Here is a 24,045-nt window from a genome sequence, read left to right on the forward strand (position 1 = left end):
CTTAGCGGGTGCTGCTGGTTTTTTCAGGACGGCGGTCGCCGCCGATGGTCTCACCGAACGGGCCGGTATTTACCGTGCGCTGACGCTTATCGCCATGTAACGCCAGCGGCAGCAGCGGCATCACCAGATCGGCAAAGCGGTGAGCTTCTTCAAGATGTGGATAGCCGGAAAAAATAAAGTTATCAATGCCCAGCGCCTGATACTCGCGGATACGCCCGGCTACCTGTTGCGGGTTGCCAACCAGCGCAGTACCGGCCCCGCCGCGCACCAGGCCCACCCCCGCCCACAGATTGGGTGCGATGCGCAGATTGTCACGCGATCCGCCGTGGAGTGCGCTCATCCGCGCCTGCCCCGTAGAGTCCATACGGGAAAAAATCTTCTGCGCGGCGGCTATGGTTTCATCGTCAAGGTGGGCGATCAGCCGGTCGGCGGCGGCCCAGGCTTCTTCTTCGGTTTCACGCACGATCACATGCAGGCGAATGCCGTAGTTAAGCCGGCGGCCCTGCTGTTGCGCACGCTGGCGCACCAGGGCGATTTTCTCCGCTACCCGATCCGGCGGTTCTCCCCAGGTCAGCCAGGTATCGATCTGATTTGCCGCAACGTCGGTTGCTTCCGGTGATGACCCGCCAAAATAGAGCGGCGGGCCATTTTCCTGCACCGGAGGGAACAGGATTTCAGCGCCCTCAACGCGGATATGCCTGCCGTGGAAATCCACTTTTTCACCTTTCAGCAGGCGCGAATAGACCTCAAGAAATTCCTGCGTCACCTGGTAGCGCTCGGCGTGGTTGAGGAAGATACCGTCCCCTTTATTCTCTACCGGATCACCGCCGGTGACCACGTTGATCAGCAGCCGGCCTTCTGACAGCCGGTCAAGGGTGGCTGCCATCCGCGCTGCCAGGCTTGGCGGTTGCAGGCCGGGCCGCACCGCCACCAGATAACGCAGCCGTTTGGTAAGCGGCGCCAGAGCTGATGCTACCAGCCAGGCGTCTTCGCAGCTTTTGCCGGTCGGGATCAGCACGCCGTAATAGCCAAGGTTGTCGGCGGCCAGCGCCACCTGCTGTAAATAAGGCAGGTCGACGGCGCGCCCGCCTTGTGTCGTGCCCAGATAGCGCCCGTCGCCGTGGGTCGGGAGAAACCAGAAAACCTTGATATTGCCCTGGGGTAACTCACTCATTATCCGCTTCCTATATAACGATATCTGAATTTATCAGAACAAAATTAATTGTTTGGTTATAAAGAATTAAGCAGAAATTGTGCCAGGTACGAATTAAAAATATTATGTTTATTATCATTGGGTTAACTTTAATATGCCGGGCACCGCAGTGTGGCAAATGCAACAACAAGCCAGCAGTGATTGCCGCATTTGCAGCACTGATGTCGTTTACCCCCTCGCCGCCTCGCTGGCGACAAGATACTCTGCTGTTCTGTGCAACCACCGGAGTGAATGATGCAGCATCAAGGTCCGCAACTGGTCGATCCCGCCTCCGTCGCGTTTCAGAGCGTGCTGGACCGCCTTGCTCCTACCGAAGCCACCGTGCTGATCGTCGGAGAAACCGGAACCGGTAAAGAGGTGGTGGCCCGCTACCTGCACCATCACAGCCCGCGCCAGTCCGGGCCTTTCGTGGCCGTCAACTGCGGTGCGCTAAGCGAAAGCCTGGCCGAGTCTGAACTGTTTGGTCATGAAAAAGGCGCTTTTACCGGCGCGGCTGAGCGGCATCAGGGCTGGTTTGAAGCAGCAGAAGGGGGCACCCTGCTGCTGGATGAGATTGGCGAACTCAGTCTGCCGCTGCAGGTGAAACTGCTGCGCGTGCTACAGGAGCGGGAAGTCACCCGCGTTGGCTCGCATCGTCCGGTGAAGGTGAACGTGCGGGTGGTTGCCGCTACCCATGTCGATCTGGTGCAGGCTATCCGTGAACGCCGCTTTCGTCAGGACCTGTTTTATCGCCTGAACGTGGCGGCCGTTAATCTGCCCCCGCTGCGGCAGCGGCGTGAAGACATCCCGCTGCTGGCCGACCATTTCCTGACGATGTATGCCCGTTGCCTGGGTCGGCCGCAGCTGCGCCTGAGCGCGGAAAGCCTCACAACGCTGACAGAGTACCCGTGGCCGGGAAACGTGCGCGAACTGGAAAACACCCTGCATAACGCCGTGCTGCTGAGCAAAGAGACGCTGATAAGCCCGCAGCAGCTCCGGCTCAATCCGCCTGAACCACAGCCGCTACCGGCCAGTGACCCTGCGCTGGACGCGTTTATCCAGCAACAGCTTCTGGGCGACGGCGACAGGCTGTATCAGCGGGTGCTCTCCGCGCTGGTGCGCAACGCCTTTGAAATCAGCGGCGGTAATCAGCTACAGGCGGCCGCTCTGCTCGGCATCAGCCGCCATACGCTGCGTACGCATCTTGGTCATCTGGGACTGATTAAAAGACGTTCCGGCTGCGCCAAACGGTTGCACAGCATCAACGCCCCGCCGCGAACTGCGGAGCGCGAATTGCGTATCGGTTACCAGAAATTTGGCAATCTCGCCATACTCAAGGCGCGGCAAAGCCTTGAGGTGGCGTTTATCAGTCAGGGGGTTAGCGTGCTGTGGAGCGAATTTTCCACCGGGCCACAGCTGCTTCATGCGCTGGGTAACGGTGAAATAGATTTTGGCACCACCGGCGAAGTCCCGCCGCTGTTCGCCCAGGCTGGTAACAGTCCGCTACGCTACGTGGCCTGGGAACCTGCTGCCCCGCAGAGCGTGGCGCTGATGGTTACCAATGACAGCCCGATCCGCACGATTGCCGATCTCCACGGCAAGCGTATCGCCGTGAATAAAGGTTCCAATGTGCACTATCTGTTAGTACAGATGCTGGACGAGGTCGGCATGACGCCGGACGACGTCCGCATACTGTACGCTGCACCAAAGTACCCGCTGACGCCGAGCGATCGCCATGCGGTTGATGCGTGGATGATGTGGGATCCGCTACTTAGCGCCGCCGAATATCATGGCCAGCTGCGGACCATTGCCGACGGATGCGGACGGGTGGACAACCACCAGTTTTATCTGGCACATCGCGAATTTGCCGCACATTCCGGCGATCTGCTGTCGACCGTGCTTAGCGAGCTGCAGCAGGCCGGACAATATATTGACAGCCATCGCAACGAGGCAGCACGTCAGCTTTCAGCCGAACTTGGGCTGCCCCCTCAGGCCCTGTCAAATGCGCTACTGCGGCGCTGTCATCATACCCGGCGCATGGATTTGACGATTATTCGCCAGCAGCAGGCGATTGCTGACCGTTTCTTTGCGCTAGGACTGCTGCCACGCGCCGTCAACGTGCGTGAAGCCGTGTGGTGTGATTAGCCAGATGGCCAATAACATCAGGGCATCGATATCCGGGGCGGCAGCAACACAGCAGCAACGTTTATGCGCACGATACGGCAGGATCAATTCGCGGGCATTTCCGGCGGAAGACGAAGGACTGGCGGCCCTTTGACGGGCCGCAAGGTTACGGCTGTTTGAGATCTACCTGATAGAAGATATGTTTACCAAAGGGGTCGACCTCGTAGCCGGTGACTTCTTTCCGTACCGGTTCAAAGATGGTTGAGTGAGCAATCATCACTGCCGGTGCCTGATCGTGCATGACTTGCTGCGCTTCGCGGTAATAAATGGTGCGCTGCTGACGATCCTGCTCGCTGCGCGCCTTGCGGATCAGCTGTTCAAACGGGGGATAGCACCATTTAGACGCATTGCCGCCGCCGTTCGCCGCCGTGCAGCCAAATAGCGGACTGAAGAAGTTATCCGGGTCACCGGTGGCGGTAGTCCAGCCCATTAGCGCCGCATCGTGTTCACCTTTATGAATACGGGACAGATACTCACCCCACTCATAGCTGACGATATTGGCCTTTATGCCAATTTTCGCCCAGTCAGCCTGGATCATTTCAGCCATGCGGCGTGCGTTCGGATTGTACGGACGTTGCACCGGCATTGCCCACAGATCGATAGTGGTTCCCGGCGCGATGCCTGCCTCCCTGAGCAGCGCTTTCGCCTGCTGCGGCGCATAGTCATAATCCTTTAATTCATTATTCGCGCTCCAGACTCCGGGCGGGAGCAGGTTTTTCGCGATGGTCCCGGTTCCCAGGAACACTGCATCAATGATCGCCTGCTTGTTGATTGCCATGCTTAACGCCTGGCGGACCTTAACGTTGTCCAGCGGCGCTTTTTTGGTATTAAACGCCAGATAACCGGTATTCAGGCCGGCTTTTTCCATCACCTTCACATTGGGGTTAGCCCGCAGCCGTGACAGATCGGTCGGATTGGGGAACGGTATGACCTGGCATTCATTTTTCTCAAGCCTGGCGGAGCGTACTGAAGCATCCGGCGTGATGCTGTAAACCAGCCGATCCAGCTTTGCTTTGCCCCGCCAGTATTGCGGGAAAGCGCGGAACATGATCCGCGAGTCTTTCTGATATTGCATCATTTCAAAAGGACCGGTGCCAATCGGCTCATGGTCCACCATTTCAGGCGTGCCGGCTTTGAGCATCGCATCGGCGTATTCCGCCGACTGGACAGAGGCGAAATACCAACTGAGATCGGCTAGAAATGGCGCTTCCGCACGTGCCAGGGTAAAACGCACGGTGAGATCATCCACCTTTTCAATTTTTTGCAGCAGGCTACCAAATTCAAGGCTGTTGAAATTGGCGTAAGTACCGTTTGAGACATTGTGGTAAGGATTGGCGGGATCCTTCTGACGCATAAAAGAGAAGATGACGTCGTCAGCGTTGAAATCACGCGTAGGCTGGAAATGTTTGTTGCTGTGAAACTTCACGCCGCTGCGCAGATGGAATGTATAGATCTTACCGTCCGGGCTGATGTCCCAGCGCTCCGCCAGGCTGGGCACCAGCTGGGTTGTGCCGGGCACAAATTCAACCAGACGGTTGTATAACGGCACCGCGCTGGCATCTATGCTGATGCCGGAAGTAAATAACTGCGGGTTAAAGTTTTCTGGCGAACCTTCCGAGCAATACACCAGCGTTTTCGCCAGCGCACCGCTGGCTATACTCAACGTCAGTGCCGCCAGCACCATCTGCAGCAGGGTTTTCTTCATTTCCATCCTCTCTTTTATTGACATATGAAGTCTTTACGTAAAACATCAAAAGCTGTTAGCTCCCCGCCCGTTGAGACACCCTTCAGGTGGCTTTCGGCAGCCTGCCCGGCAGCATAAACCAGCATGAGATGGTCAGCGCACGGTTAGCCTGTAAAGGAAAGTGGCTAATAAATAGCACATTTTGCAACATTACAAGACTCCTTTAGTCTGAGAAAATAAGGAACTGTTATGAATGAATCCCTGGCCCGCCAGCTAACCCAACGTTTCTACCGCTATCTGGCGGTGAGCAGCCAGAGCAATGCCGCTTCAAAGGTGTTGCCCAGCACCCCTGAACAACATCAAATGGCACAACTGCTGGCGGATGAGTTGCAAAACCTGGGTATGAAGGACGTGGTGATTGATGAGTTCGCTACCGTCACCGCAGTGAAAAAAGGCAATCGTCCCGGCGCGCCGCGTATCGGATTCATTAGCCATATTGATACCGTGGATGTCGGCCTTTCGCCGCATATTCATCCGCAAACCCTGCATTTTAAAGGCGAGGATCTGTGCCTGAATGCCGCAGAGGATATCTGGCTGCGCCGCGCGGAGCACCCGGAAATAGACGCCTATCACGGCCAGGATATTATCTTTAGCGACGGAACCAGCGTGCTGGGAGCGGATAACAAAGCGGCAGTGGCGGTGGTAATGACGCTGATGGAAAACCTGTCTGATAAAGATGAACACGGCGACATTGTGCTGGCGTTTGTACCGGATGAAGAGATCGGCCTGCGCGGCGCTAAGGCGCTGGATCTTAGCAGGCGGTTCAATGTTGATTTTGCCTATACCATTGATTGCTGCGAGCTGGGCGAAGTGGTTTATGAAAACTTCAACGCAGCGGCTGCCGATATTACGCTGACCGGGGTAACTGCTCACCCGATGTCGGGCAAAGGCGTACTGGTAAATCCCCTGCTGATGGCCTGTGATTTTATAAGTCATTTTGATCGCCAGCAAACGCCGGAGCATACTGCCGGGCGTGAAGGATATATCTGGTTTTACGATCTGCACGCTAATACCAGCGTAGCTCATCTCAAAGCCGGCATCCGTGACTTCGACCTGAGCGCATTTGCCCGGCGCAAACAGCAAATTATCGAGGTGGCCGAGAAAATCAGGCTGGCACATCCCACGGCTAAGGTTGAGGTGAATATCAGCGATACCTATAGCAATATCAGTAACGCCATCGGTGACGATCGGCGGGCAATCGATCTTATCTTCAATGCAATGGCGCAGCTGGACATTCAACCCAAAGTCATTGCGATGCGCGGTGGCACCGATGGCGCAGCTCTGTCAGCCAAAGGGTTATTAACGCCGAACTTCTTTACCGGGGCGCATAATTTCCATTCAAAATTTGAGTTCCTGCCTGTCCCCTCCTTTGTAAAATCCTATCAGCTGGCAGAGAAGATCTGTTTGTTGGCGGCACAGGATCGCTAACCCTGTCAGTAATAGCTATTAAGCCTGCTTGCCAGCAGGCTATGACAGATATTAGTTTGAAAGTTACCCTGGTGGATATGTCATTGGGTGGGTTAAACAGGTTTATCCGACATTGCTGCGAAAGTTAGCGCGAATCGACTGCATAAGAAAGTTACATCACAACCGGGCAGATAGATTAAAGATTACGGATTTTATGATTTTTAAGATATTTCGTAAAGGTCTCTGGCTAAAATAGCCAGACCATCTGCATTATTCAACAATAAATGAGCCAGATAAGCCGGATCTTTTTCAATGATATAAACAAGATCATCTCTTTGCATAATATCATTCTTTACCTCTTTATAAACTGATATACCGCCAAAATATTCATTATTAATGCGCTTGAAGTCATCCCTGTTTACTACCCTGTTGTTTCTGATGGCTTTCTTCATATGGTCGATACAATCAAGGATTGGAGCGATAATGCCCTCATCCCTGGGGAAATAGACAATATCAGTTGCCATAAGGCCAATGTGAGAGCCTTCATGAATTAGCATAGTGACAACATCTGTAGATGTTTCTTCGCTCAGCGTGTTGCCATGAGCATCAGGGGAAATATAATATAGCTTATCGGTATTAATGAAAATTCGTTTGCTGCTGTCGGTTAGCGTGGTGGCAAAGGTTCCCTGCTGTCTTTCATCAGCGGTTAGAATTTGCTGGTAACTGTATTCTTCGCCAGGTTTATGCCCTGAAGCCCTTCTGGCCGCCTGATGATGGAGTGCGCACAAATATATATTACTCATATTCAGATTGCTACTTATCTTATTGAATCGACTGGACAGCCGGGCGGAGAAGTTGATGAGAAAATTAGCATCATCAGTTTTAAATAATTTTCCAAAATAGACCCTGTAATTTTCAGATAAACTATTCAGCCCGATCAATACCACCGGCAATAACTCTTCTCTGATATATTCAATATGTTGCATGATTTCAGCAGAGACAGCGCGCAGATAGTAAGGTCGTAGAGGTGAAACTTCTTTTACGCCCAGGATCTCTATCCGATTGTCAGGATTATTAACCACTCTTTCAGGATAGAATTTTTTTCGTATAATTGTATTCATTGTATCGTCGGGAATGTCCGGAGTAAATGTCGTCTTAGTTTTAGTGAAGTAATACTTGCCAGATAAATTAACCTGCCTGACGGCGTTGGCAAGAGAGTTTAAGCCCGAAATGCGTCTGTATCTTCGTTTTTGGTTAAAATCCTCGGCCATGAGCTCATCTATGTTGAGTTTTTCCGAGATGTATTCAACAGTGGTTTTTACCTCGTATTTACCGTCTTTTATTTCACTGGTAATAATCGCAATGTCTCTATGCTTGCGAAAAATATTACCTTTTGCATACAATTTTATAGCGGGCCTCCCTGTGGGGTTTAACTTGTCATCTTTAGTTACCCATTTGGCACTGAAGTAACATCCCTCATGAAGAAAATAAAGCCTTCCATTTCCATCCGAATATTTCAAATTAGGAAAATCGTCAAGTGGGCTACTGGCGATGGACTTGTCTAACAGGGTCTTATTACTGGTATTCCCCTTTATAATCTCATTGTTTAATAACTTATTTAAACTTTCTGTCATCATTACAGGTAAGCAAGATTTTGATGAGCCAGCCGGTGAGCGCTTATGCTTGCAGCCACTGAGTTTTTTGTATTTTTTGGCGGGAACATAATTTTCCTTCCTTACCCTGTAATAGGTGCCATCATCAAAATACAGCGCGATATTTTTACCGCCATCATCATACCCCCTTTTAATTTCAAGAACACCGCCTTTATAATAAGCCACCTCAAAATTACTGTTCCCTGTTGAAAATATTACACTTCCTTTCGCGTCTAAATAAACTCCCGGACCAATTATCACCTTGGGTGAACTGACCGTTAATTTCCCCTGTGCCAAAATATAACCCTGCGCCTCCCTCTCTATATAGACGCTGTTTCTGGTGTCAAACAGTGCGTCACCAGCAAGTTCTCTTTCGTGGCCTTTAATGATATCGTCGGAGCTTTGCAAGATGAAATGTTCATTTTCCCTAACGAAAAAATTCCCCGGGATATCATTTATCATATAGATCGAATCGGTAACTTGACTGACATCACTGTATTTGTTCTTATATTTTATTTGTGGCCTGTTGAATCTGTCGTAGCTAAACCCATCATCCTGGATGTTAGTGAACTTGTTCTCCCTGAGATGACTTACCCCTTTGCCCTTACTCGCTAAAAGCAGATCAAGATTTTCGTCTATCAGTGTTGACTCGGCTTCGAAAAACCAGCTATTGCCCTTTTTTAACAAAACTCTCATTTCAGCCGTCTGCGGCGGTGAAGTTACAGTGACAGTTTGCCAACCTTCCGGTTTAAATTGTTCGACGGGGATAATAAATCCATCCATCAGTATTGACCTGGAAGAAACTTTGTCTTTGGTGAAAATGAACACATTATTAACCACATCGTAATTATTGATAGTGAATTCACCGTTCCCCGGCAATTTTTCTAATTGCACCCCATAATCAACCTTTAATGATTTCTGATAAAAATCTTGATGATTTATGTTTTTCGAAAACTCCCACTGTGCTGTATTGGTATCAAAGATAATTATTTTTGCCGCATCTTCTTTTTGAATATATGTAATGCCGGATGCGTCTTCTTTATAAAGGTACTCCTGGTCTTGTACTTTTACTGTCAACTCCCCGTCTTTTAGATTAAACCTTTTTTTATTTTTTCAGCGTCTGCAGACGTTGGTTTTTGAGTTTGAATTTTTTCTTTATCGTATAACATCATTAATTCATCTGGAGCCAGAGTGGGTATTGTCTGACGAGACATAAGTAATATCTGTTTGTTAATGTCGGTTATTTTCTGCCAATCTACCTGCTTTCCATCCAGCTGGTTAGCGAACACCTCAAGTGCCGGAGCAATCATCAGCTGAAGTACGCTAAGAGGAGACGAGCTGGGAAGCATAGTCAAAACCTGAGTTAATACCGTGTCAACTTGTCCAGCGATATCGGCCAGATATTGACTGTTTTCATCGGGGGGGCACCCCAGATGCAGGGTATTCTGGTGATGTATAACCTGTGACTCTTCTGCCAGGGCTTTCAGTGGGGAGCCAAGCGTTACACCAACCAGCCTGATAACATCGACCCACGATAAGACTTTGCGCTTATCAATACATGAGAAGTCATACAGCTTTTCAATTTTAACATGGGTGTTTTCTGAGGGTTTTGCGGTAGGCGGAGAACTGTCGCCTGCGCCGTTGTTATTAACATTCGGGGCAATAAAAAATCTCCTTTTATCAAATGGCTTAATTACGGGCCGCGAAGCCCCGCCCGAAGAATGGCTGGCGGCTGTCATACTGAAGGGAATGGTTGAGTTATTCGTTTGCTGTTCGGTCGCCGAACTGGAAAGGGCACCACTTACTTTATGATATTTTCGCTTCGGCTTAATTTTCACTCTATCCGGACTGTTTTGTGCTGGCGGTGATTCAGCAATGTGACGCCTGCCCAGCCCTGATCCCTCTCTGATACTTTTGAGGTGTAAATGCCCTTGCAGGAAATCTGTCAGCCGCGGGCCCGGTGTAGCAGTCGCTTTTTGTGAAGTACCCCAGGCTGGCGTGAAATCTTCTTTTCGGCCATCTCTGTTGACCTGTCTCAAATAAAAACCCGCGCCGGTCAATGCAGCAGCAGCACCCAGAGCGAGTCCGGCTATTCCCTTTAGTGTGAATGGAGGCGGTTTTGGCCAATCGGGTACGTTGAGAGATACACGGACTTCTTCTGCTTCAAGCTGAAGTTTTTTTCCTTGTAACATGACCTCCAGGGCTTCGCTTTCTGCGTGTGCGGCATCACCGCTCAAGGGGTGCCAGTTTACTAACGTTTCCAGTACGCCAACGGAAACTTCTTTAACAAAGCATCGGTAAGATCGGGGTGAAAATGTCTCAACTTCGCTCCTGGCTGACTCAACCATATCGGTCAGGGAGCAGTTTTTATCGTCTTTGGCAAATTGTGCCAGATTGGCAGAGAGATCAGCACCCGGTGGAAATGTCTCCAGAGCAGAGACCTCTTCATTTATGTTTACCATAATGACCTCAGTTGATGGGGGAATATCATTTTGAAAAGGGAGTGGGATGATAGTGAAGATGTAGCGTATTGAATAAAAAAATAAAAATAGTAGATTTGGCTGGGAGTTGGTGACCAGTGAGGTGGATACTGGCCTTCAGGTATCTGGCCCGGCAGGATGAAAACGGGCGCTGACCCGTCGCCCGTCGATAGTTACGCCCTGCTACTGGGTGAGCGCTCGGTTAATTTAATTCTCTCAGAACGCGACCCAATCGTCGCCAGATGGCTTAGCAACCATAGCTTTGGGTACGTTGACCGCTATTTGCCTCGCCAGCGGCCGTGCCTTGGTTACTTCGGTTGCAGATAAGCGGAACCTGGCGACGGAAAGAGTCAGTTCTTCGGTCTGCCGTTCTAACGCGCTGGCGGCTGAAGATACCTGCTCAACCAGTGCGGCGTTCTGTTGGGTTACGCTGTCCATTTCTGAAACTGCACTGGCTACCTGATCGATACCCTTACTTTGTTCCTCAGATGCGCACGAGATCTGCTTCATTATCTCGGTGACTTCATTAACTGACTGCATAATATCCTGCATGTTGCTGCCCGCCTGGCCCACCAGTTTCGAGCCATTTTCCACGCGGGCAACTGAATCGGCGATCAGGGTTTCGATCTCCCTGGCCGCTCCTGCGCTGCGCTGCGCCAGATTACGCACTTCGCTGGCGACCACGGCAAACCCACGCCCCTGCTCCCCGGCTCGCGCTGCCTCCACCGCAGCATTAAGCGCCAGGATATTAGTCTGGAACGCAATGCTGTTAATCACCGAGGTGATATCAGCTATTTTCTTCGAACTGTCAGCGATGCCCTCCATCGTACTCACCACTTCTGTCACCAGTTTGCCGCCTTTACCTGCCGTTAGCGACGCGTTGTCAGCTAATGTGCTGGCCTGACGTGCATGGTCAGCGTTGAGTTTTACCGTGGCGGTGAGTTGTTCCATGCTGGCAGCTGTCTGCTCCAGTGCTGAAGCCTGCTGCTCGGTACGCGATGACAGATCGTTGTTGCCGGTTGAGATTTCAGCCGCACCAAGGTGAATATTGTCGGTTCCACTACGAATTGAACTCACGGCTTCGCGCAGATTGTCCTGCATAGCCTGTACCAGCGGCACCAGTTGACCCACGCAGTTTCGGTTCATATATTGCAGCGGGTGAGTAAGATCACCCTCGGCAATCAAGCGGAAATGTTCGCGCAAAGTATTCAGCGGCCGCACCATCATCGCCATCAAATAGCGGTCGGTAAATATCAAAATGCCTATACCAAACAACAATGCGATTATCAGCACAATTTTGGTGTGGCCGATCAGATCGTCACCGTTGCTGCGGGTTTGATCGAGTTTCATCGCAGCGGCGCTGTTGAACTTTTCCACGCTGGCACCGAAATCACGGCTCAATGCAGGGGTAACGCTACTGGCATGTAAGCGATATTCATCAAGGTTCTGTTGCCGGGCCAGCCGCATCTGCGGCGTGACTCCATCTTCCAGCAACCTCTGCCAGCGTTCAATGACTGCTGAAGTGTATTGTGCATCCAGTTGCCCGGGTGACTGCGCTTTAAACTTTGCCAACAGGGCTGTCATGTTATCCAGCGCCTGCTGGGCCGCGGCCATATCCTGCTGTTTTTTTGAATCCGTAGCCCTTGAGAGGCGGGTAATAGCGCGGAAATATTGGTCGTTGCCTTGACTCAGGGTATTCATCTGGCTGATGAGATCACGGCCCACCGCATCGCCTTTACTCAACTGCCCCAGTGAATAGACGCTGAAAATGCTGACCGTCACCCACATCAGGCAGAACAGCCCCAGAATCCACAACAGGATGGCGCGGATGGTATAGTTTTTTAAGAAATTCATGGTGACTCCGTAGCCCGATGATACCGAATAAGAAATTTTGTTATATAAGTGCTCTATCAACAGGGGTTATCGGCAGCATGGGCGGGAAAATTGAGTTATTTCTTATGTTAATAATGATATTTTTACGCCGACTCAGGCAGTGCAAAGCTCATAACACTTCACCATAACTTTACAATCACAGCGTCATCACGGCTCTTAGTGGCTCAGTTGGACCAGGGCTTTCATCAAAATGCGAAAAACCCGCATTCTGTGGCGCATAAAGCGTTTTTCAATCGCGATATCAGCCAGACCGTTACAACCAAAACGCAGAGTTTGGTCGGTAGAAGAGTGACAGGCGGGCCAGTCAATTTCACCGCTGATCGCGTGGGTACCGGGCGTTGCTTCGCGCGCAAAGTTAAGCCAGTATTCGCTGACGCGTTCGGCAAACTCTTCATCGCCGAGGGTAAACGGTCGCCCGGTCTCTTCCGCCGTGAACTGGCCGAGCGTATTTAGCACGTAGGGAATTTCATTACCGTGCCAGGTGCCATGACGGTAAATATCACGTGAATTTTCAGAAACATAATCAAAATAGTAACGCCAGCACGGCACGGCGATGCGCTGCTGCGCGCGTGAGACGATATACCCCATGATGGTAAAGGACATATCGCGCGCCACCCGCCGCCCCAGTTCGGCATCGTTGCTAACGCCGCGATATAACCATTTGATCATCTGCAGCATCAGCGGATGCTTTTTGCGCATTTCCGCAATCGACCGTGCCGCATCAACGCCAAAGAATTCTAATACGCTGGCTTCGTCACTGTTACTGCCAATGATGAGCGGCAGAGGATGTTGCCTGCCGGCCGTAAACACATCGAGCATTGGAACCGGAAGTACGCGATCGCCAGAGATCGCCACCGGCCCGCAACTCAGGGAGTGATCCAGCGGCAAGAATGCTTCGGCAGGAAGGTCACGTAACTGAGCTGCCGTAGCAGCCGGCAGATTGAAATGGCCAGCCAACTTTTGCCCTTTCTGCAACGCGGCGGCGCGGGGTACATCAGGTAATGTGTAAGCACTCTGCACAATCCCTTTGTGAAATAATCCCTGTGCCAGCGGTGATGTAAAGAGTGAGAGTACGCTGCGTGCACCTGCCGATTCCCCCATCAGAGTGACGTTATGCGCATTACCGCCAAATGCGTGAATGTTACGCTGTACCCAATGCAGGGCGGCGATTTGATCGAGCAAAGCAAAGTTATTGATTTCCTCGCCTTGAGGATATTCTTTGTCCAGCGCCGGATGGGCAAAGAAACCAAAATGCCCAAGACGGTAATTCAGGGTGACGACGATGGCACCACGCTGCGCTAAAGGCGCGCCGCTATAAGGGGTTAACCCCCCTGAACCGATGGTGTAAGCCCCACCGTGGATCCACACCATAACGGGTAGCGGCCGTGAAGGGGTAATATCTGGCGTCCAGACATTGAGATACAGGCAATCTTCGCTTAGTTCACCCGGGTCACCACCGCCCATTGCCATACAGTCGTCACGGTTCTGCCAGCAGGCTGGTCCCCATTTGCCGGCGTCTCTTTCTCCGGACCAGGGCTTGACCGGATGTGGGGCTTTCCAGCGCAGTTCCCCGACAGGAGGAGCCGCATAGGGGATCCCTTTAAAAACGAAAACACCTTCTGCCTCGTTGCCGCGCAGAATGCCTTCGGCTGTCACAATACGTAATCGTTGATCGTTTCTCATTTGCTTATCTACGCCGAAGTAAGTGAATGGTCAGTCTGTCGGCTAAATCATTGGCCAGGCAAGGTCGTCGTCGTATGCAGCCTGAACGCGTTTGCAGAACAATCAGGCCCGGTCGCGCTGCAAATCAAAGCGATACTTGGCGACCAGCATCAGCGTGGTCAATACAGCCGGAATAGCGAGGAAGGAAAAGACATCGGTGATATTCCAGCCCAACGACAGCATCTGCGCCCCGGCAAAAGCACTGAGGATGGCCCCAACCCGGCCCACGCCGTGCATCCAGCTGGAGCCGGTAGCGCGGGCATGCGTAGGATAGAAACTGGCAGAAAGCGCATTCATCCCGGTATTCGCTCCATTCAGGCAAAAGCCACTGCAAAAGGCGATGGAACTCAGCATCAGCGTATCCGCAGGCGCGTAGCCAATGCAGACGGTCGCTATTGCCCCGCTAAAATAGATGCCGGCCAGCGCAAGGTTAGCGTTGAAGCGGTCCATCATCCAGCCGGCGAAAAGAGAGCCTAGCGTACCGCCCGCCTGATAAACAGCAGTGACCAGCGCTGCCTGGCTGACGGTCATGCCGATGTCCTTGACCAGTGACGGCAACCAGGAGCCAATCAGATATACCAGGAACAGCCCCATGAAGTAACTTCCCCACAGCATCACGCTGCCAAAAAGATAGCGACGGGAAAGCACCACTTTGATTGCGCCTTCACCTGCTGCCAGCTCATTGCGGGTAAACACCGTTGAATCAGAAATAATGCCCGGATGCATCTTTTCAACAATTTGGCGGATTTGCCCGGTGGGCGCATTACGGGCAATCATAAACCGAACTGACTCCGGCAAACAGCGTAGCAACAAGGGTACCAACAGCAATGGCAAAACCCCGCCCATTATCAACACCGCATTCCAGCCGTAATGGGGTATCAGCCATGATGCGGCAAATCCGCCGCTGGCTGCTCCGAAGGTGAAACCACAAAACACAACGGTGACCAAAAATGCACGTTTACGCTCCGGCGCATATTCGGCAACCAGCGTGCCGACATTTGGCATTGCAGCGCCCAGCCCCAGCCCGGTCATGAAGCGCAGGAACATCATTTGATCAAGATTCTGAGAAAATGCGGTTCCCAACGTGCACAAAGCGAAGCCGCACACGCTGTAGATAATTATCAGGCGGCGGCCAAAACGGTCAGCCAGTGGGCCGGCAAGCATTGCACCCAATGCAAGGCCAATAAGTGCGGCGCTGATCACCGCTCCCAGCTGATGATTAGTCACCCCCCACGCGCTCTTCAGGGCGGGCGCGATGAACCCCATCATCGCGATATCCATGCCGTCCATAGCGACGACGGCGAAACTCATGGCGATGATGCGTTTTTGATAACTGCTCAACGTTTGCTGATTGATTAACGCTCGGATGTCAATGGCTGCGGTACTCTCCACTTCAGGCTCCCTAACTGGCCAGTGTCAGCGGATTCAGGTTGACCGATCGTCGGCACTGACGAAAAAAAAGTGACCAACATCATAACGGATTGTTATAAATTTCTCTTGAGAATTAACGGTACTTTGTTCATAAAAAGGAAATATTTCAGCTGGGCTGTTGTGCGCTCAGATGATCCTGATGGCCTGCAATTAGTGCAACTTCAGTTGCGGGACGGTTATTGATCAGCAACATCTGCAGCCCGCGTCAGGGGTGGGTGTTTACAAAGGAACAGATTTTGGTAAATGGAGTTATCACTAACCTAAGCGATCCCGGTGACAGCAGTAAAAAGATATGCATCAAATGCCGTAACCTGCTACTTCTGCCCGGGAAGGCAGAGGCTCAGTGAAAGCCCCTTAAAGTTTATCCGATTGATATCGGGGGAGATGCTGAAACTCGGCAGTCAGGATCTGAAACAGAGATCGGAGATGCCCTTCATCATCACCCTGAATGAGAATTTAAAGCGTGATGATTTTTCTTGTAAATTTTGACTTGCGCAGCAGGACGCACAAGATATACGAAAGGGCGAAGGAGAATAAAGAGTAGATCACTATGTATATATAGTTATTTGTCCCGCCAATCATTTCCCTAATCGAATTGTGAATAAAATCGCTGTGCACTTCTACAACGAAAATATTGTGCACCAGATAAATGCCAAGTACGTTTTTACTGATATCGTCAACCACGGCAGGTATTCTGCTGATATTTATATTCACCATAAACAAGAACAGGCAAACGGATGAAGTCAGCAGCAGTATATTGTAGAACTTGCCATAAAAAAAGACCATGCCGGTACGGAATGAGATTAGCGACAAGGCTGTAAATGATCCAACAGAAATGAGCAAAAGCATGATGTGAGTTAAGGAAAAAGACCTGATTTTTGGCTTAACCAAAGCCAAATAACCCCCTATCAGGAAGCTGATTAAACCTTCGGACTGAAACGGCAGCAGGATATTAAAGGGGATTGACTTAAATGAAAATTCATAATCTGTTAATGCGTTGAATAAGGTAAGATTGGCAACGACCACCATGATAATAAGTACCTGCAAAATTCCTTTTGCGTTATCTTCACTGAAAGCGCAGCGTAGTAAAGGCGTCAAGATATAGAGAGCGGTAATTGAGAAGATAAACCAAAGGTGAGTGGCATCGGACAAATTGCCGCTGACATTAACGTATTGCAGGAAAATGACATTTTCAACAGCAGTGAACTGACTGATCAGGTAAGTATCATACAGATAGTAAAAGATTATCCAAAACAGTAAAATCGTCATTAACCTCCTGACCTTGTTAAGGATGTAACCTGTCTGATCCTCATGCTTATTGCTGAGCAAAAAGTAGCCGCTGCAGATAAAAAACACCACCACGCCCCACTGCCCTGATTGCCTGAAAAAGTACAAGAACACATCTTGTTCATTACCGGATAAAAAAAACAGCGTGACGTGAGAGATGATCACAAAAAATATAGCGAGGATCTTTAACAAATCTATAGCCAATATGCGCATTTCCTTGCCTTTTTAATAGATTGAGTTATATAGCTAAATTACCCTCTGTTGCCTTGGGGTATTTTATTATTTGCCGTCTCTTCCCGTCCGGGAACATCCGCTTTATGCACTATGAGATAACCGTCAAATTTATTGACAACTGAAACTGTCAGGCATGTATGCTTTAGCCAGTCAATAGTACGACAAAGATTATCACCAATCAGCAATGTGGCCAGATTATAGCCTTAAGCATTATTAAATCCCATCAATTTTTGTTATGTATATAATCAATCTTGTTTATCCTCATTGTTAATGCTCACGGCCGCCAGGGCTATGATCTTGCGCAAGGCCCTCTCTGTTGCTGTTGCCAGCTTTTAAACAGTTCCCGACGTACCGGGAATTAACGTCAGTCAGGGATGTTTTTTGATACAAACCATCTCAAATTAATAAGGTAAATTTACTACAATAAGGAAAATGGGCCGCGTGAAGAAAGGAAAGTTATTTAATTCTGAAAAATACGTCAACAGGCTAAAGCGGCTTTCACGGCCCCCTGTTTCTGCCAGTAAAAATCCCTGTGGCTATTGCTGCGCTGCTCCGTACCCGGCCCCGGAGTCTTGCGGCCCCGGTCATGTCATGCGTTGTTACTCTCTGCCTCTTATGCCACGAGGCCTGATAAATGATCAACCGACGTAATTTTATTATTAGCTCAGTATGCCTGAGTACCGGAGCAGCTTTTGCCTGTTCCCGCAATGTACCAGTAAAATCGGGTGCCGTGAGTTATCGCCTGCAAACGCACTATGCCCCGATAACCGGGTTTATCAATGATCCTGACGGATTTGTGTTTTACCACGGTGAATATCACCTTCTCCAACGATCAGGGTTAAAAGCTTGAAGCCGGCCGGGACAGTGGGCCTTTTGGCGGGGTTTTATCGATCGATATTCGATGTCAGGCTTTCGGCATCGTTACTTCACCGATCGCTTTTCATGCGCGTTCCCCCCTGGGACCGGGAATACGGATATGCATTTGGTGGGGGGTCGCGCGTTGCTGGAGCTGATCGCCAACGAAGGCGCGGCCTCAGGTACAGCGCTGTACTTCACGGCGATGCCCTTCGACCACATTACGTTGCTGGTCGACGACGGCGAGTCAGTCCTGCACGAATTAAATATCAGGACGTTACGTACCGTGTCCGGATCAGCTAAAGTGACAACGTAGCTTTCCTGAGCGTGGCGCCAGCACTGCGGTCAGGTTGCGTCAACAAACCGCTGAAGCGATCAACGGCTGCGCTTTGCATGCCTTTCCCGATTGTCGAGGCGCGCCGATTCGCTTTTGCGCAGACCGACATAGCAGGCCCCACTGCCCCCGTCCCGTTCCCGGGCGCTGCAAAATGCCTGGACCTCAGCAAACTGCGGCAGCCAGCGCATCAGATAGCTGCGTATGATATTTGCATGGGATTGCTCATTACGCCCTTTACCATGAATAATCAGCACATTGCGCAAATTATCGTTGGCGGCCTGCAGCAAAAACAGATACAACGACTGACGACACTGTTCCACCGGCAGCCGAATCAGGTTAAGCGTGGCGCCAGCCGGATATTTGCCCTGACACAGTTTATCCACCACCCCTTGTTGTATGCCTTCTGCTTTATACTCCAGCGGGCTGGACAGGGGAATAACATCCAGCAGCCCACAGGTGAAAGGATTGTCCCATTGACAATCTTGCACGCGCGGCATCCTGGCTACAGGTTCCTTAAGCCATAGCGTATCGGCACAGTTCTTCAATGGCTTGACGTCTTCCATTGCGGCTTTAAACAAATTCTGCTCATTCATCTCTTCCACCCGGTCAACAAACGTAAGCCGTGTGCTCAATGGTTTTGTTACAGGCGCGATTTTAGCAAATAACGCGCCCCCGGCATTGGCGCCTGTCAGCATAAACCGTTCCCACAGGCGTCAATATGAAAATTAACTCTTAATATACTAGACTTAGCGATTAAAAATGTTAATACCGCCTTATTTGCATTTGCACGGGCGTTACTTGATTGCCCATCGGCGATAGCAACCCTGATTTTTATACGCCTTTTATCCCCAGGGATATTCCCTTTTGTAACTAAAATATGTAAATTAATGCGAGTCATTTATCATCGAGCGTAGATTATGATCCCGCAAAAGCGAATTCTCACCAAACGTGTACAGTCGGGTGGTTGCGCCATTCACTGCCAGGATTGTAGCATCAGTCAACTCTGCATCCCCTTCACTCTCAACGAACACGAGCTGGATCAGCTCGATAATATTATCGAGCGTAAAAAACCGATACAAAAGGGTCAAACGCTGTTTAAAGCTGGTGACGAACTGAAGTCGTTATACGCTATTCGTTCCGGCACGATCAAAAGTTATACCATCACTGAACAGGGTGATGAGCAGATTACGGGCTTCCACCTCGCTGGCGATCTGGTCGGTTTTGATGCCATTATCGGCAACCAACATCCCGGCTTTGCTCAGGCTCTGGAAACCGCTATGGTCTGTGAAATCCCCTATGAAACGCTTGACGATCTCTCAGGCAAAATGCCCAGCCTGCGTCAGCAAATGATGCGCCTGATGAGCGGCGAGATTAAGGACGATCAGGAAATGATCCTGCTGCTGTCAAAAAAGAATGCGGAGGAACGGATGGCTGCATTTATCTACGGTCTCTCTCTGCGGTTTGGCCAACGGGGTTTCTCGCAGCGTGAATTTCGTCTTACTATGACGCGTAGCGATATCGGCAATTATCTCGGGCTGACGGTTGAAACCATCAGCCGCCTGCTTGGCCGGTTTCAGAAAAGCGGCATGCTGGCGGTGAAAGGTAAATATATCAGCATCGAAAATCAGGCATCCCTGGCGGAACTTGCGGGCCATGGTCACGCAATCACCTGAACCGGGCCGGATCGATATTTTTAGTTGATTGATTCGTTTACCACTTTTTTCCTTCGCCCTTTGCCGTGATTAGTCTATCTTTATGCTGAAACGCTCTGTTCAGGAGAAACGTTATGGCCCTGTATCAAAATATACTGGTGGTAATCGATCCCCAGCAGGATGACCAGCCTGCGCTGCGCCGCGCTGTCTATCTTAATCAGCTCCTTGGCGGTAAAATCACCTGTTTCCTGCCCATTTACGACTTCTCCTACGAAATGACCACCCTGCTGTCGCCTGATGAGCGCGTGACCATGCGTAAAGGCGTGGTGATCCAGCGCACAGAATGGATCCGCGGGCAGGCACAGGCCTATATGACGGCCGGCGTGCAGATTGATATTAAGGTGGTCTGGCATAACCGTCCATTTGAGGCGATTATCCATGAGGTGATTAACAGTCATCATGACCTGGTGATAAAAATGACTCACCAGCACGACCGCTTGCAGGCCGTGGTATTTACGCCTACCGACTGGCATTTGTTGCGCAAGTGCCCCTGCCCGGTTTGGATGGTCAAAGACCAGGTATGGCCAGAAGGAGGAAAAGCACTGGTGGCTGTGAATCTTGCCAGTGAAGAACCCCATCATGATCCGCTGAACACCAAGCTGGTTAAAGAAACGCTGGCGCTGGCGGAGCGCGTCAACCACACTGAAGTCCACCTCGTCGGCGCTTACCCGGTTACGCCAATTAATATTGCCATTGAGCTACCGGACTTTGACCCGGACGTTTACAACGAGGCAATTCGTGGTCAGCATTTGCTGGCGATGAAAGCATTGCGTCAGCCATTCTCGATTGACGAGAAATTCACCCACGTTGAGAAAGGTCTGCCGGAAGAGGTCATCCCCGAGCTGGCAGAACGCCTTGACGCTGGTGTTGTAGTGCTGGGAACCATAGGTCGTACCGGTCTGTCTGCTGCGTTTCTTGGCAACACCGCAGAGCAGGTAATAGACCACTTGCGCTGCGACTTGCTGGCCATCAAGCCAGAGGGTTTTGTCTCTCCTGTGGCACCGGGAGACGATGAAAACGACTGACTTATCCGCTTCACTGAACGGCGGTGTGTTTTAAGCAGCCCCGCCGCTTACACCAGTCTGATAATGGGAAATACGCAAAATAATATGATTTAAGGACTTATTCATTAACACCTGAAATAAAAAAAGCTAGAATTGCGCCTCTTTTTTGTTCTGTTATGGATTACAGAGTGTTTTCGTTTTCCCGACTGTCGCAGCGCCGCATACCCGCATTAATCGCCATTTTGGCGATTCTGATGCTATTTATTGCGCCCGATGTGTCGACTATTCTTGAACAGCGGCGCAGTGCAGAACATCATAAGACGTCTTTGGAAAACCTCAGGAGTAGCTTAAGCGAAATGGCGCAACACGGCATGATGGATGGGATGCCGACGGCAGCTGACAACGACCTCTGTCATTCGCAAACTCCCACTGAAAACGGGCAGCATTCTGACCGTGGCGGCGGCAAGCTGCCGGAGCACTTTGCCTGCGGCTATTGCCAGTTACTGGTTAATTTGCCTTTGCTGTTAGCGATATTTCTTGTTGTTATTCGCCTGCTACTGTTGTCGGCACGAACCGTAGCCCCGCTGCATCTTCTACCCTGTCACCTTACTTTTTTCCCCGGGCTTTCACAGCCCCGTGCGCCACCTGTCAGTTAATTCCCTTATCAGAAAAATGAATCTTCGCATTTATTTCCTTCTGGAAATGACGCGATTCCGCTATGCGCAATACGCGAATAATTTGCGGAAAAAATAATTGAATTGTCGATTTGTCGCGAACGAAAATCTGTCCGCACGGCAGTAAATATTTGTCTCGCACATGGAAAACTGCGTACGGCAAGATCAACAAAAATAAATAAGGAATTAACCATGAAACAATGCCATTTTCGCTTATCCATTTTAAGCGTTGCGCTGATCACTGCCTGCCAGGTATCGGCTATGGAACTCGCTTCTGACCATCAGGAGCCGGTGATGGTCGTTAGCGCTCCTCCGACCTCGCCACTGACGGTGGTGGCATCGCCAAAATCGTCACTGCAGTCCGCCAGCGATGCCTCCGATCATTTGAAAACCCTGCCGGGATTTTCTCAGATCCGCAACGGCGGCACTAACGGCGACCCGGTATTGCGCGGCATGTTTGGCTCGCGATTGCGTATTCTCACCGACGGCGGGGAGATACTGGGTGCCTGTCCCGGTCGTATGGATGCCCCCAGCTCCTATATTTCACCAGAAAGTTTTGACCTGATGAATATTGTTAAAGGCCCGCAAACCGTTCTGTGGGGGCCGGGAAATTCAGCCGGCACTATCCGCTTCGACCGCGCCCCTTCTCATTTTGAGCAGGCAACCCTCAAAGGCGATGCCAGTCTGTTAACTGCATCCAATAGCCGTCGGGATGAGAATGCCAACTTCAGCATGGGCAATGAAGATGGCTATCTGCGGCTGATGGGTAATAAATCGCGCGCTGGCGATTATAAGGATGGTGACGGTTCCCGAGTTCCTTCACGCTGGGATAAATGGAACGCAGATATGGCGCTGGGATGGACGCCGGATAAGGATACCCTGCTGGAGTTAACGGCCGGCACCGGTGATGGAGAAGCAAGCTACGCCGGACGAGCGATGGACGGTGCCCAGTTCAAGCGGCAAAGCCTGGGTGCGAGCTTCGAAAAATCAAATATTGGTGAGGTGTTTGACAAGTTTGAGGCTAAAATCCACTACAACTATGCCAATCACGTGATGGATAACCACAGCCTGCGCGATCCGCAGAGCATGATGCAAGGGATGAGCCCGGTTCCGGAGAAGACAGCACAGCGTGATACGCGTTCCGTCAACGGCCGGATGATGGGGACCTGGCTTTGGTCCGACTTTGAACTCCAGAGCGGCATGGACATGCAAACCAGCAGCTACCGCAAATATGATGTCAGCCACTGGGCGCAAGATGCACGTTTCCACAATATTGGCGTGTTCAGCGAGTTAAGCTGGACGATGGACGATAGCAGAAAGCTGATAACCGGTGCACGTCTGGACAGGACGTGGGTTGATAATTCCACCTCTTCCGGTCAGGCAAAAAGAAACGATACAATGCCAGCCGGATTCGTACGGCTGGAGCAGACGCTGGAAACCCTGCCCGTGATGCTGTATGCCGGTGTGGGCTATACAGAGCGTTTCCCGGACTTCTGGGAGTTGTTTTCTAAAACCACTTATACCGATGGCCGTTCAAGTGCATTCGATGCGGTTGCCCCTGAAAAGACCACCCAGCTGGATATCGGGGCAAAATATAGCGGCGATCGGCTGGACGGCTGGATTTCTGCTTATCTGGGCCGCGTGAGCGATTTTGTCCTGTTTAACTACGATGATGCCAATGGCGGCACTAAACAAGTTGGCAACGTTGACGCTGCCATTATGGGGGGCGAAACGGGTTTAAATTATAAACTGACCGAAAATCTGAACGCCGATGCCAGCCTGGCTTACTCGTGGGGCCAGAACCGTTCCGATAAACGCCCGCTGCCACAAATGCCGCCGCTGGAAAGCCGTCTTGGCCTGACGTGGCATGAAGGCAGCTGGAGCACCAGCGGTCTGTTGCGCATGGTGAGCCATCAGCATCGTGTGGCGATGAATGAAGGTAACGTGGTGGGTAAAGATTTCGACCGCAGTAATGGGTTCGCTATTCTTTCTGCCAACGCGGCTTACGCGTTTACCGCTGACGTCAAAGTAAGCACCGGGGTTGATAACATATTTAACCGCACTTATAGCGAGCACCTGAATCTGGCAGGCAACAGCGCCTTTGGCTACTCCGGCGCCACCCCAGTCAACGAGCCTGGCCGCACCTGGTGGGCCAAACTTAACGTTAAATTCTGAGAAAAATGACAGGAGTACGATCTATGGTAATGTTTCCTCCAGGCAAGAAGCGCCGGAATTTT

Annotated in this window: 17 protein-coding genes; 8 read left to right on the forward strand and 9 right to left on the reverse strand. The window is 50.9% G+C overall.

The features are described 5' to 3' along the window. Position 1: 1 nt before the first annotated feature. Entirely contained in the window at positions 2 to 1,174 is a 1,173-nt protein-coding gene (ssuD, locus tag JGC47_RS08695) for an FMNH2-dependent alkanesulfonate monooxygenase (protein ID WP_004157590.1), read from the reverse strand. Positions 1,175 to 1,447: 273 nt separating this feature from the next. Between ssuD and JGC47_RS08700 the strand changes: the two genes are divergently transcribed. Continuing rightward, positions 1,448 to 3,337, forward strand: a complete 1,890-nt coding sequence (locus tag JGC47_RS08700) for a sigma-54-dependent Fis family transcriptional regulator (protein WP_004157591.1) — start codon at positions 1,448 to 1,450, stop codon at positions 3,335 to 3,337. Positions 3,338 to 3,482: 145 nt separating this feature from the next. Here the strand turns inward: JGC47_RS08700 and JGC47_RS08705 are convergent, their stop codons facing one another. Further along, complete coding sequence (locus JGC47_RS08705; RefSeq protein ID WP_004157592.1) at positions 3,483 to 5,081, reverse strand: ABC transporter substrate-binding protein; 1,599 nt, start codon at positions 5,079 to 5,081, stop codon at positions 3,483 to 3,485. A 228-nt stretch (positions 5,082 to 5,309) separates the two neighbouring features. Between JGC47_RS08705 and pepT the strand changes: the two genes are divergently transcribed. Further along, the gene (pepT, locus tag JGC47_RS08710) at positions 5,310 to 6,548 is read left to right on the forward strand and encodes a peptidase T (protein ID WP_004157604.1); all 1,239 of its coding nucleotides are present in this window, start codon (positions 5,310 to 5,312) and stop codon (positions 6,546 to 6,548) included. A gap of 200 nt (positions 6,549 to 6,748) precedes the next feature. On the opposite strand, the gene JGC47_RS17620 is transcribed toward pepT, so the two are convergent. The 6 genes from JGC47_RS17620 to JGC47_RS08735 form a co-directional block, all read right to left on the reverse strand. Beyond that, positions 6,749 to 9,256: a hypothetical protein gene (locus JGC47_RS17620; RefSeq protein ID WP_004162312.1), complete on the reverse strand. Its 2,508-nt coding sequence runs from the start codon at positions 9,254 to 9,256 to the stop codon at positions 6,749 to 6,751. Between the two features lie 11 nt (positions 9,257 to 9,267). Further along, positions 9,268 to 10,641 (reverse strand): hypothetical protein, encoded by a 1,374-nt coding sequence (locus JGC47_RS17625; protein ID WP_241097900.1) that lies wholly within the window; start codon positions 10,639 to 10,641, stop codon positions 9,268 to 9,270. Positions 10,642 to 10,875: 234 nt separating this feature from the next. After that, the gene (locus JGC47_RS08720; RefSeq protein ID WP_004157606.1) at positions 10,876 to 12,513 is read right to left on the reverse strand and encodes a methyl-accepting chemotaxis protein; all 1,638 of its coding nucleotides are present in this window, start codon (positions 12,511 to 12,513) and stop codon (positions 10,876 to 10,878) included. A 195-nt stretch (positions 12,514 to 12,708) separates the two neighbouring features. Further along, the gene (locus tag JGC47_RS08725; protein WP_004157607.1) at positions 12,709 to 14,235 is read right to left on the reverse strand and encodes a carboxylesterase/lipase family protein; all 1,527 of its coding nucleotides are present in this window, start codon (positions 14,233 to 14,235) and stop codon (positions 12,709 to 12,711) included. 102 nt (positions 14,236 to 14,337) lie between these two features. After that, a complete protein-coding gene (locus JGC47_RS08730; protein ID WP_004157608.1) occupies positions 14,338 to 15,666 on the reverse strand; it encodes an MFS transporter in 1,329 nt (442 codons plus the stop codon). Between the two features lie 495 nt (positions 15,667 to 16,161). Then, entirely contained in the window at positions 16,162 to 17,205 is a 1,044-nt protein-coding gene (locus JGC47_RS08735) for an acyltransferase (protein ID WP_004157610.1), read from the reverse strand. A 655-nt stretch (positions 17,206 to 17,860) separates the two neighbouring features. On the opposite strand from JGC47_RS08735, the gene JGC47_RS17980 reads away from it, so the two are divergent. Together JGC47_RS17980 and JGC47_RS08745 are read left to right on the forward strand one after the other, a co-directional pair. Next, positions 17,861 to 18,076, forward strand: a complete 216-nt coding sequence (locus tag JGC47_RS17980) for a putative secreted protein (RefSeq protein WP_024015252.1) — start codon at positions 17,861 to 17,863, stop codon at positions 18,074 to 18,076. Positions 18,077 to 18,202: 126 nt separating this feature from the next. Next, a complete protein-coding gene (locus JGC47_RS08745) occupies positions 18,203 to 18,397 on the forward strand; it encodes a hypothetical protein (RefSeq protein ID WP_004157612.1) in 195 nt (64 codons plus the stop codon). 59 nt (positions 18,398 to 18,456) lie between these two features. On the opposite strand, the gene smrA is transcribed toward JGC47_RS08745, so the two are convergent. Next, positions 18,457 to 19,011: a DNA endonuclease SmrA gene (smrA, locus tag JGC47_RS08750; RefSeq protein ID WP_013036039.1), complete on the reverse strand. Its 555-nt coding sequence runs from the start codon at positions 19,009 to 19,011 to the stop codon at positions 18,457 to 18,459. A 324-nt stretch (positions 19,012 to 19,335) separates the two neighbouring features. On the opposite strand from smrA, the gene JGC47_RS08755 reads away from it, so the two are divergent. From JGC47_RS08755 to JGC47_RS08770, 4 genes are all read left to right on the forward strand, one after another. Continuing rightward, entirely contained in the window at positions 19,336 to 20,091 is a 756-nt protein-coding gene (locus JGC47_RS08755) for an FNR family transcription factor (RefSeq protein ID WP_004157614.1), read from the forward strand. Between the two features lie 113 nt (positions 20,092 to 20,204). Further along, a complete protein-coding gene (gene uspE / locus JGC47_RS08760) occupies positions 20,205 to 21,155 on the forward strand; it encodes a universal stress protein UspE (RefSeq protein ID WP_004157615.1) in 951 nt (316 codons plus the stop codon). Positions 21,156 to 21,310: 155 nt separating this feature from the next. Next, a complete protein-coding gene (locus JGC47_RS08765) occupies positions 21,311 to 21,790 on the forward strand; it encodes a DUF2946 domain-containing protein (protein ID WP_004157617.1) in 480 nt (159 codons plus the stop codon). A 210-nt stretch (positions 21,791 to 22,000) separates the two neighbouring features. Beyond that, positions 22,001 to 23,983 (forward strand): TonB-dependent copper receptor, encoded by a 1,983-nt coding sequence (locus tag JGC47_RS08770; protein WP_004157621.1) that lies wholly within the window; start codon positions 22,001 to 22,003, stop codon positions 23,981 to 23,983. Positions 23,984 to 24,045 lie beyond the last annotated feature (62 nt).

This window comes from Erwinia amylovora, from assembly GCF_017161565.1.
Classification (GTDB): domain Bacteria; phylum Pseudomonadota; class Gammaproteobacteria; order Enterobacterales; family Enterobacteriaceae; genus Erwinia; species Erwinia amylovora.

Excerpts from the sequence above, each read along its gene's own strand:
- ssuD (WP_004157590.1), bottom strand. The coding sequence starts at position 1,174 with ATGAGTGAGTTACCCCAGGGCAATATCAAGGTTTTCTGGTTTCTCCCG.
- JGC47_RS08700 (WP_004157591.1), top strand. The coding sequence starts at position 1,448 with ATGCAGCATCAAGGTCCGCAACTGGTCGATCCCGCCTCCGTCGCGTTT.
- JGC47_RS08705 (WP_004157592.1), bottom strand. The coding sequence starts at position 5,081 with ATGAAGAAAACCCTGCTGCAGATGGTGCTGGCGGCACTGACGTTGAGT.
- pepT (WP_004157604.1), top strand. The coding sequence starts at position 5,310 with ATGAATGAATCCCTGGCCCGCCAGCTAACCCAACGTTTCTACCGCTAT.
- JGC47_RS17625 (WP_241097900.1), bottom strand. The coding sequence starts at position 10,641 with ATGGTAAACATAAATGAAGAGGTCTCTGCTCTGGAGACATTTCCACCG.
- JGC47_RS08720 (WP_004157606.1), bottom strand. The coding sequence starts at position 12,513 with ATGAATTTCTTAAAAAACTATACCATCCGCGCCATCCTGTTGTGGATT.
- JGC47_RS08725 (WP_004157607.1), bottom strand. The coding sequence starts at position 14,235 with ATGAGAAACGATCAACGATTACGTATTGTGACAGCCGAAGGCATTCTG.
- JGC47_RS08735 (WP_004157610.1), bottom strand. The coding sequence starts at position 17,205 with ATGCGCATATTGGCTATAGATTTGTTAAAGATCCTCGCTATATTTTTT.
- JGC47_RS17980 (WP_024015252.1), top strand. The coding sequence starts at position 17,861 with ATGATCAACCGACGTAATTTTATTATTAGCTCAGTATGCCTGAGTACC.
- JGC47_RS08745 (WP_004157612.1), top strand. The coding sequence starts at position 18,203 with ATGCATTTGGTGGGGGGTCGCGCGTTGCTGGAGCTGATCGCCAACGAA.
- smrA (WP_013036039.1), bottom strand. The coding sequence starts at position 19,011 with ATGAATGAGCAGAATTTGTTTAAAGCCGCAATGGAAGACGTCAAGCCA.
- JGC47_RS08755 (WP_004157614.1), top strand. The coding sequence starts at position 19,336 with ATGATCCCGCAAAAGCGAATTCTCACCAAACGTGTACAGTCGGGTGGT.
- uspE (WP_004157615.1), top strand. The coding sequence starts at position 20,205 with ATGGCCCTGTATCAAAATATACTGGTGGTAATCGATCCCCAGCAGGAT.
- JGC47_RS08765 (WP_004157617.1), top strand. The coding sequence starts at position 21,311 with ATGGATTACAGAGTGTTTTCGTTTTCCCGACTGTCGCAGCGCCGCATA.
- JGC47_RS08770 (WP_004157621.1), top strand. The coding sequence starts at position 22,001 with ATGAAACAATGCCATTTTCGCTTATCCATTTTAAGCGTTGCGCTGATC.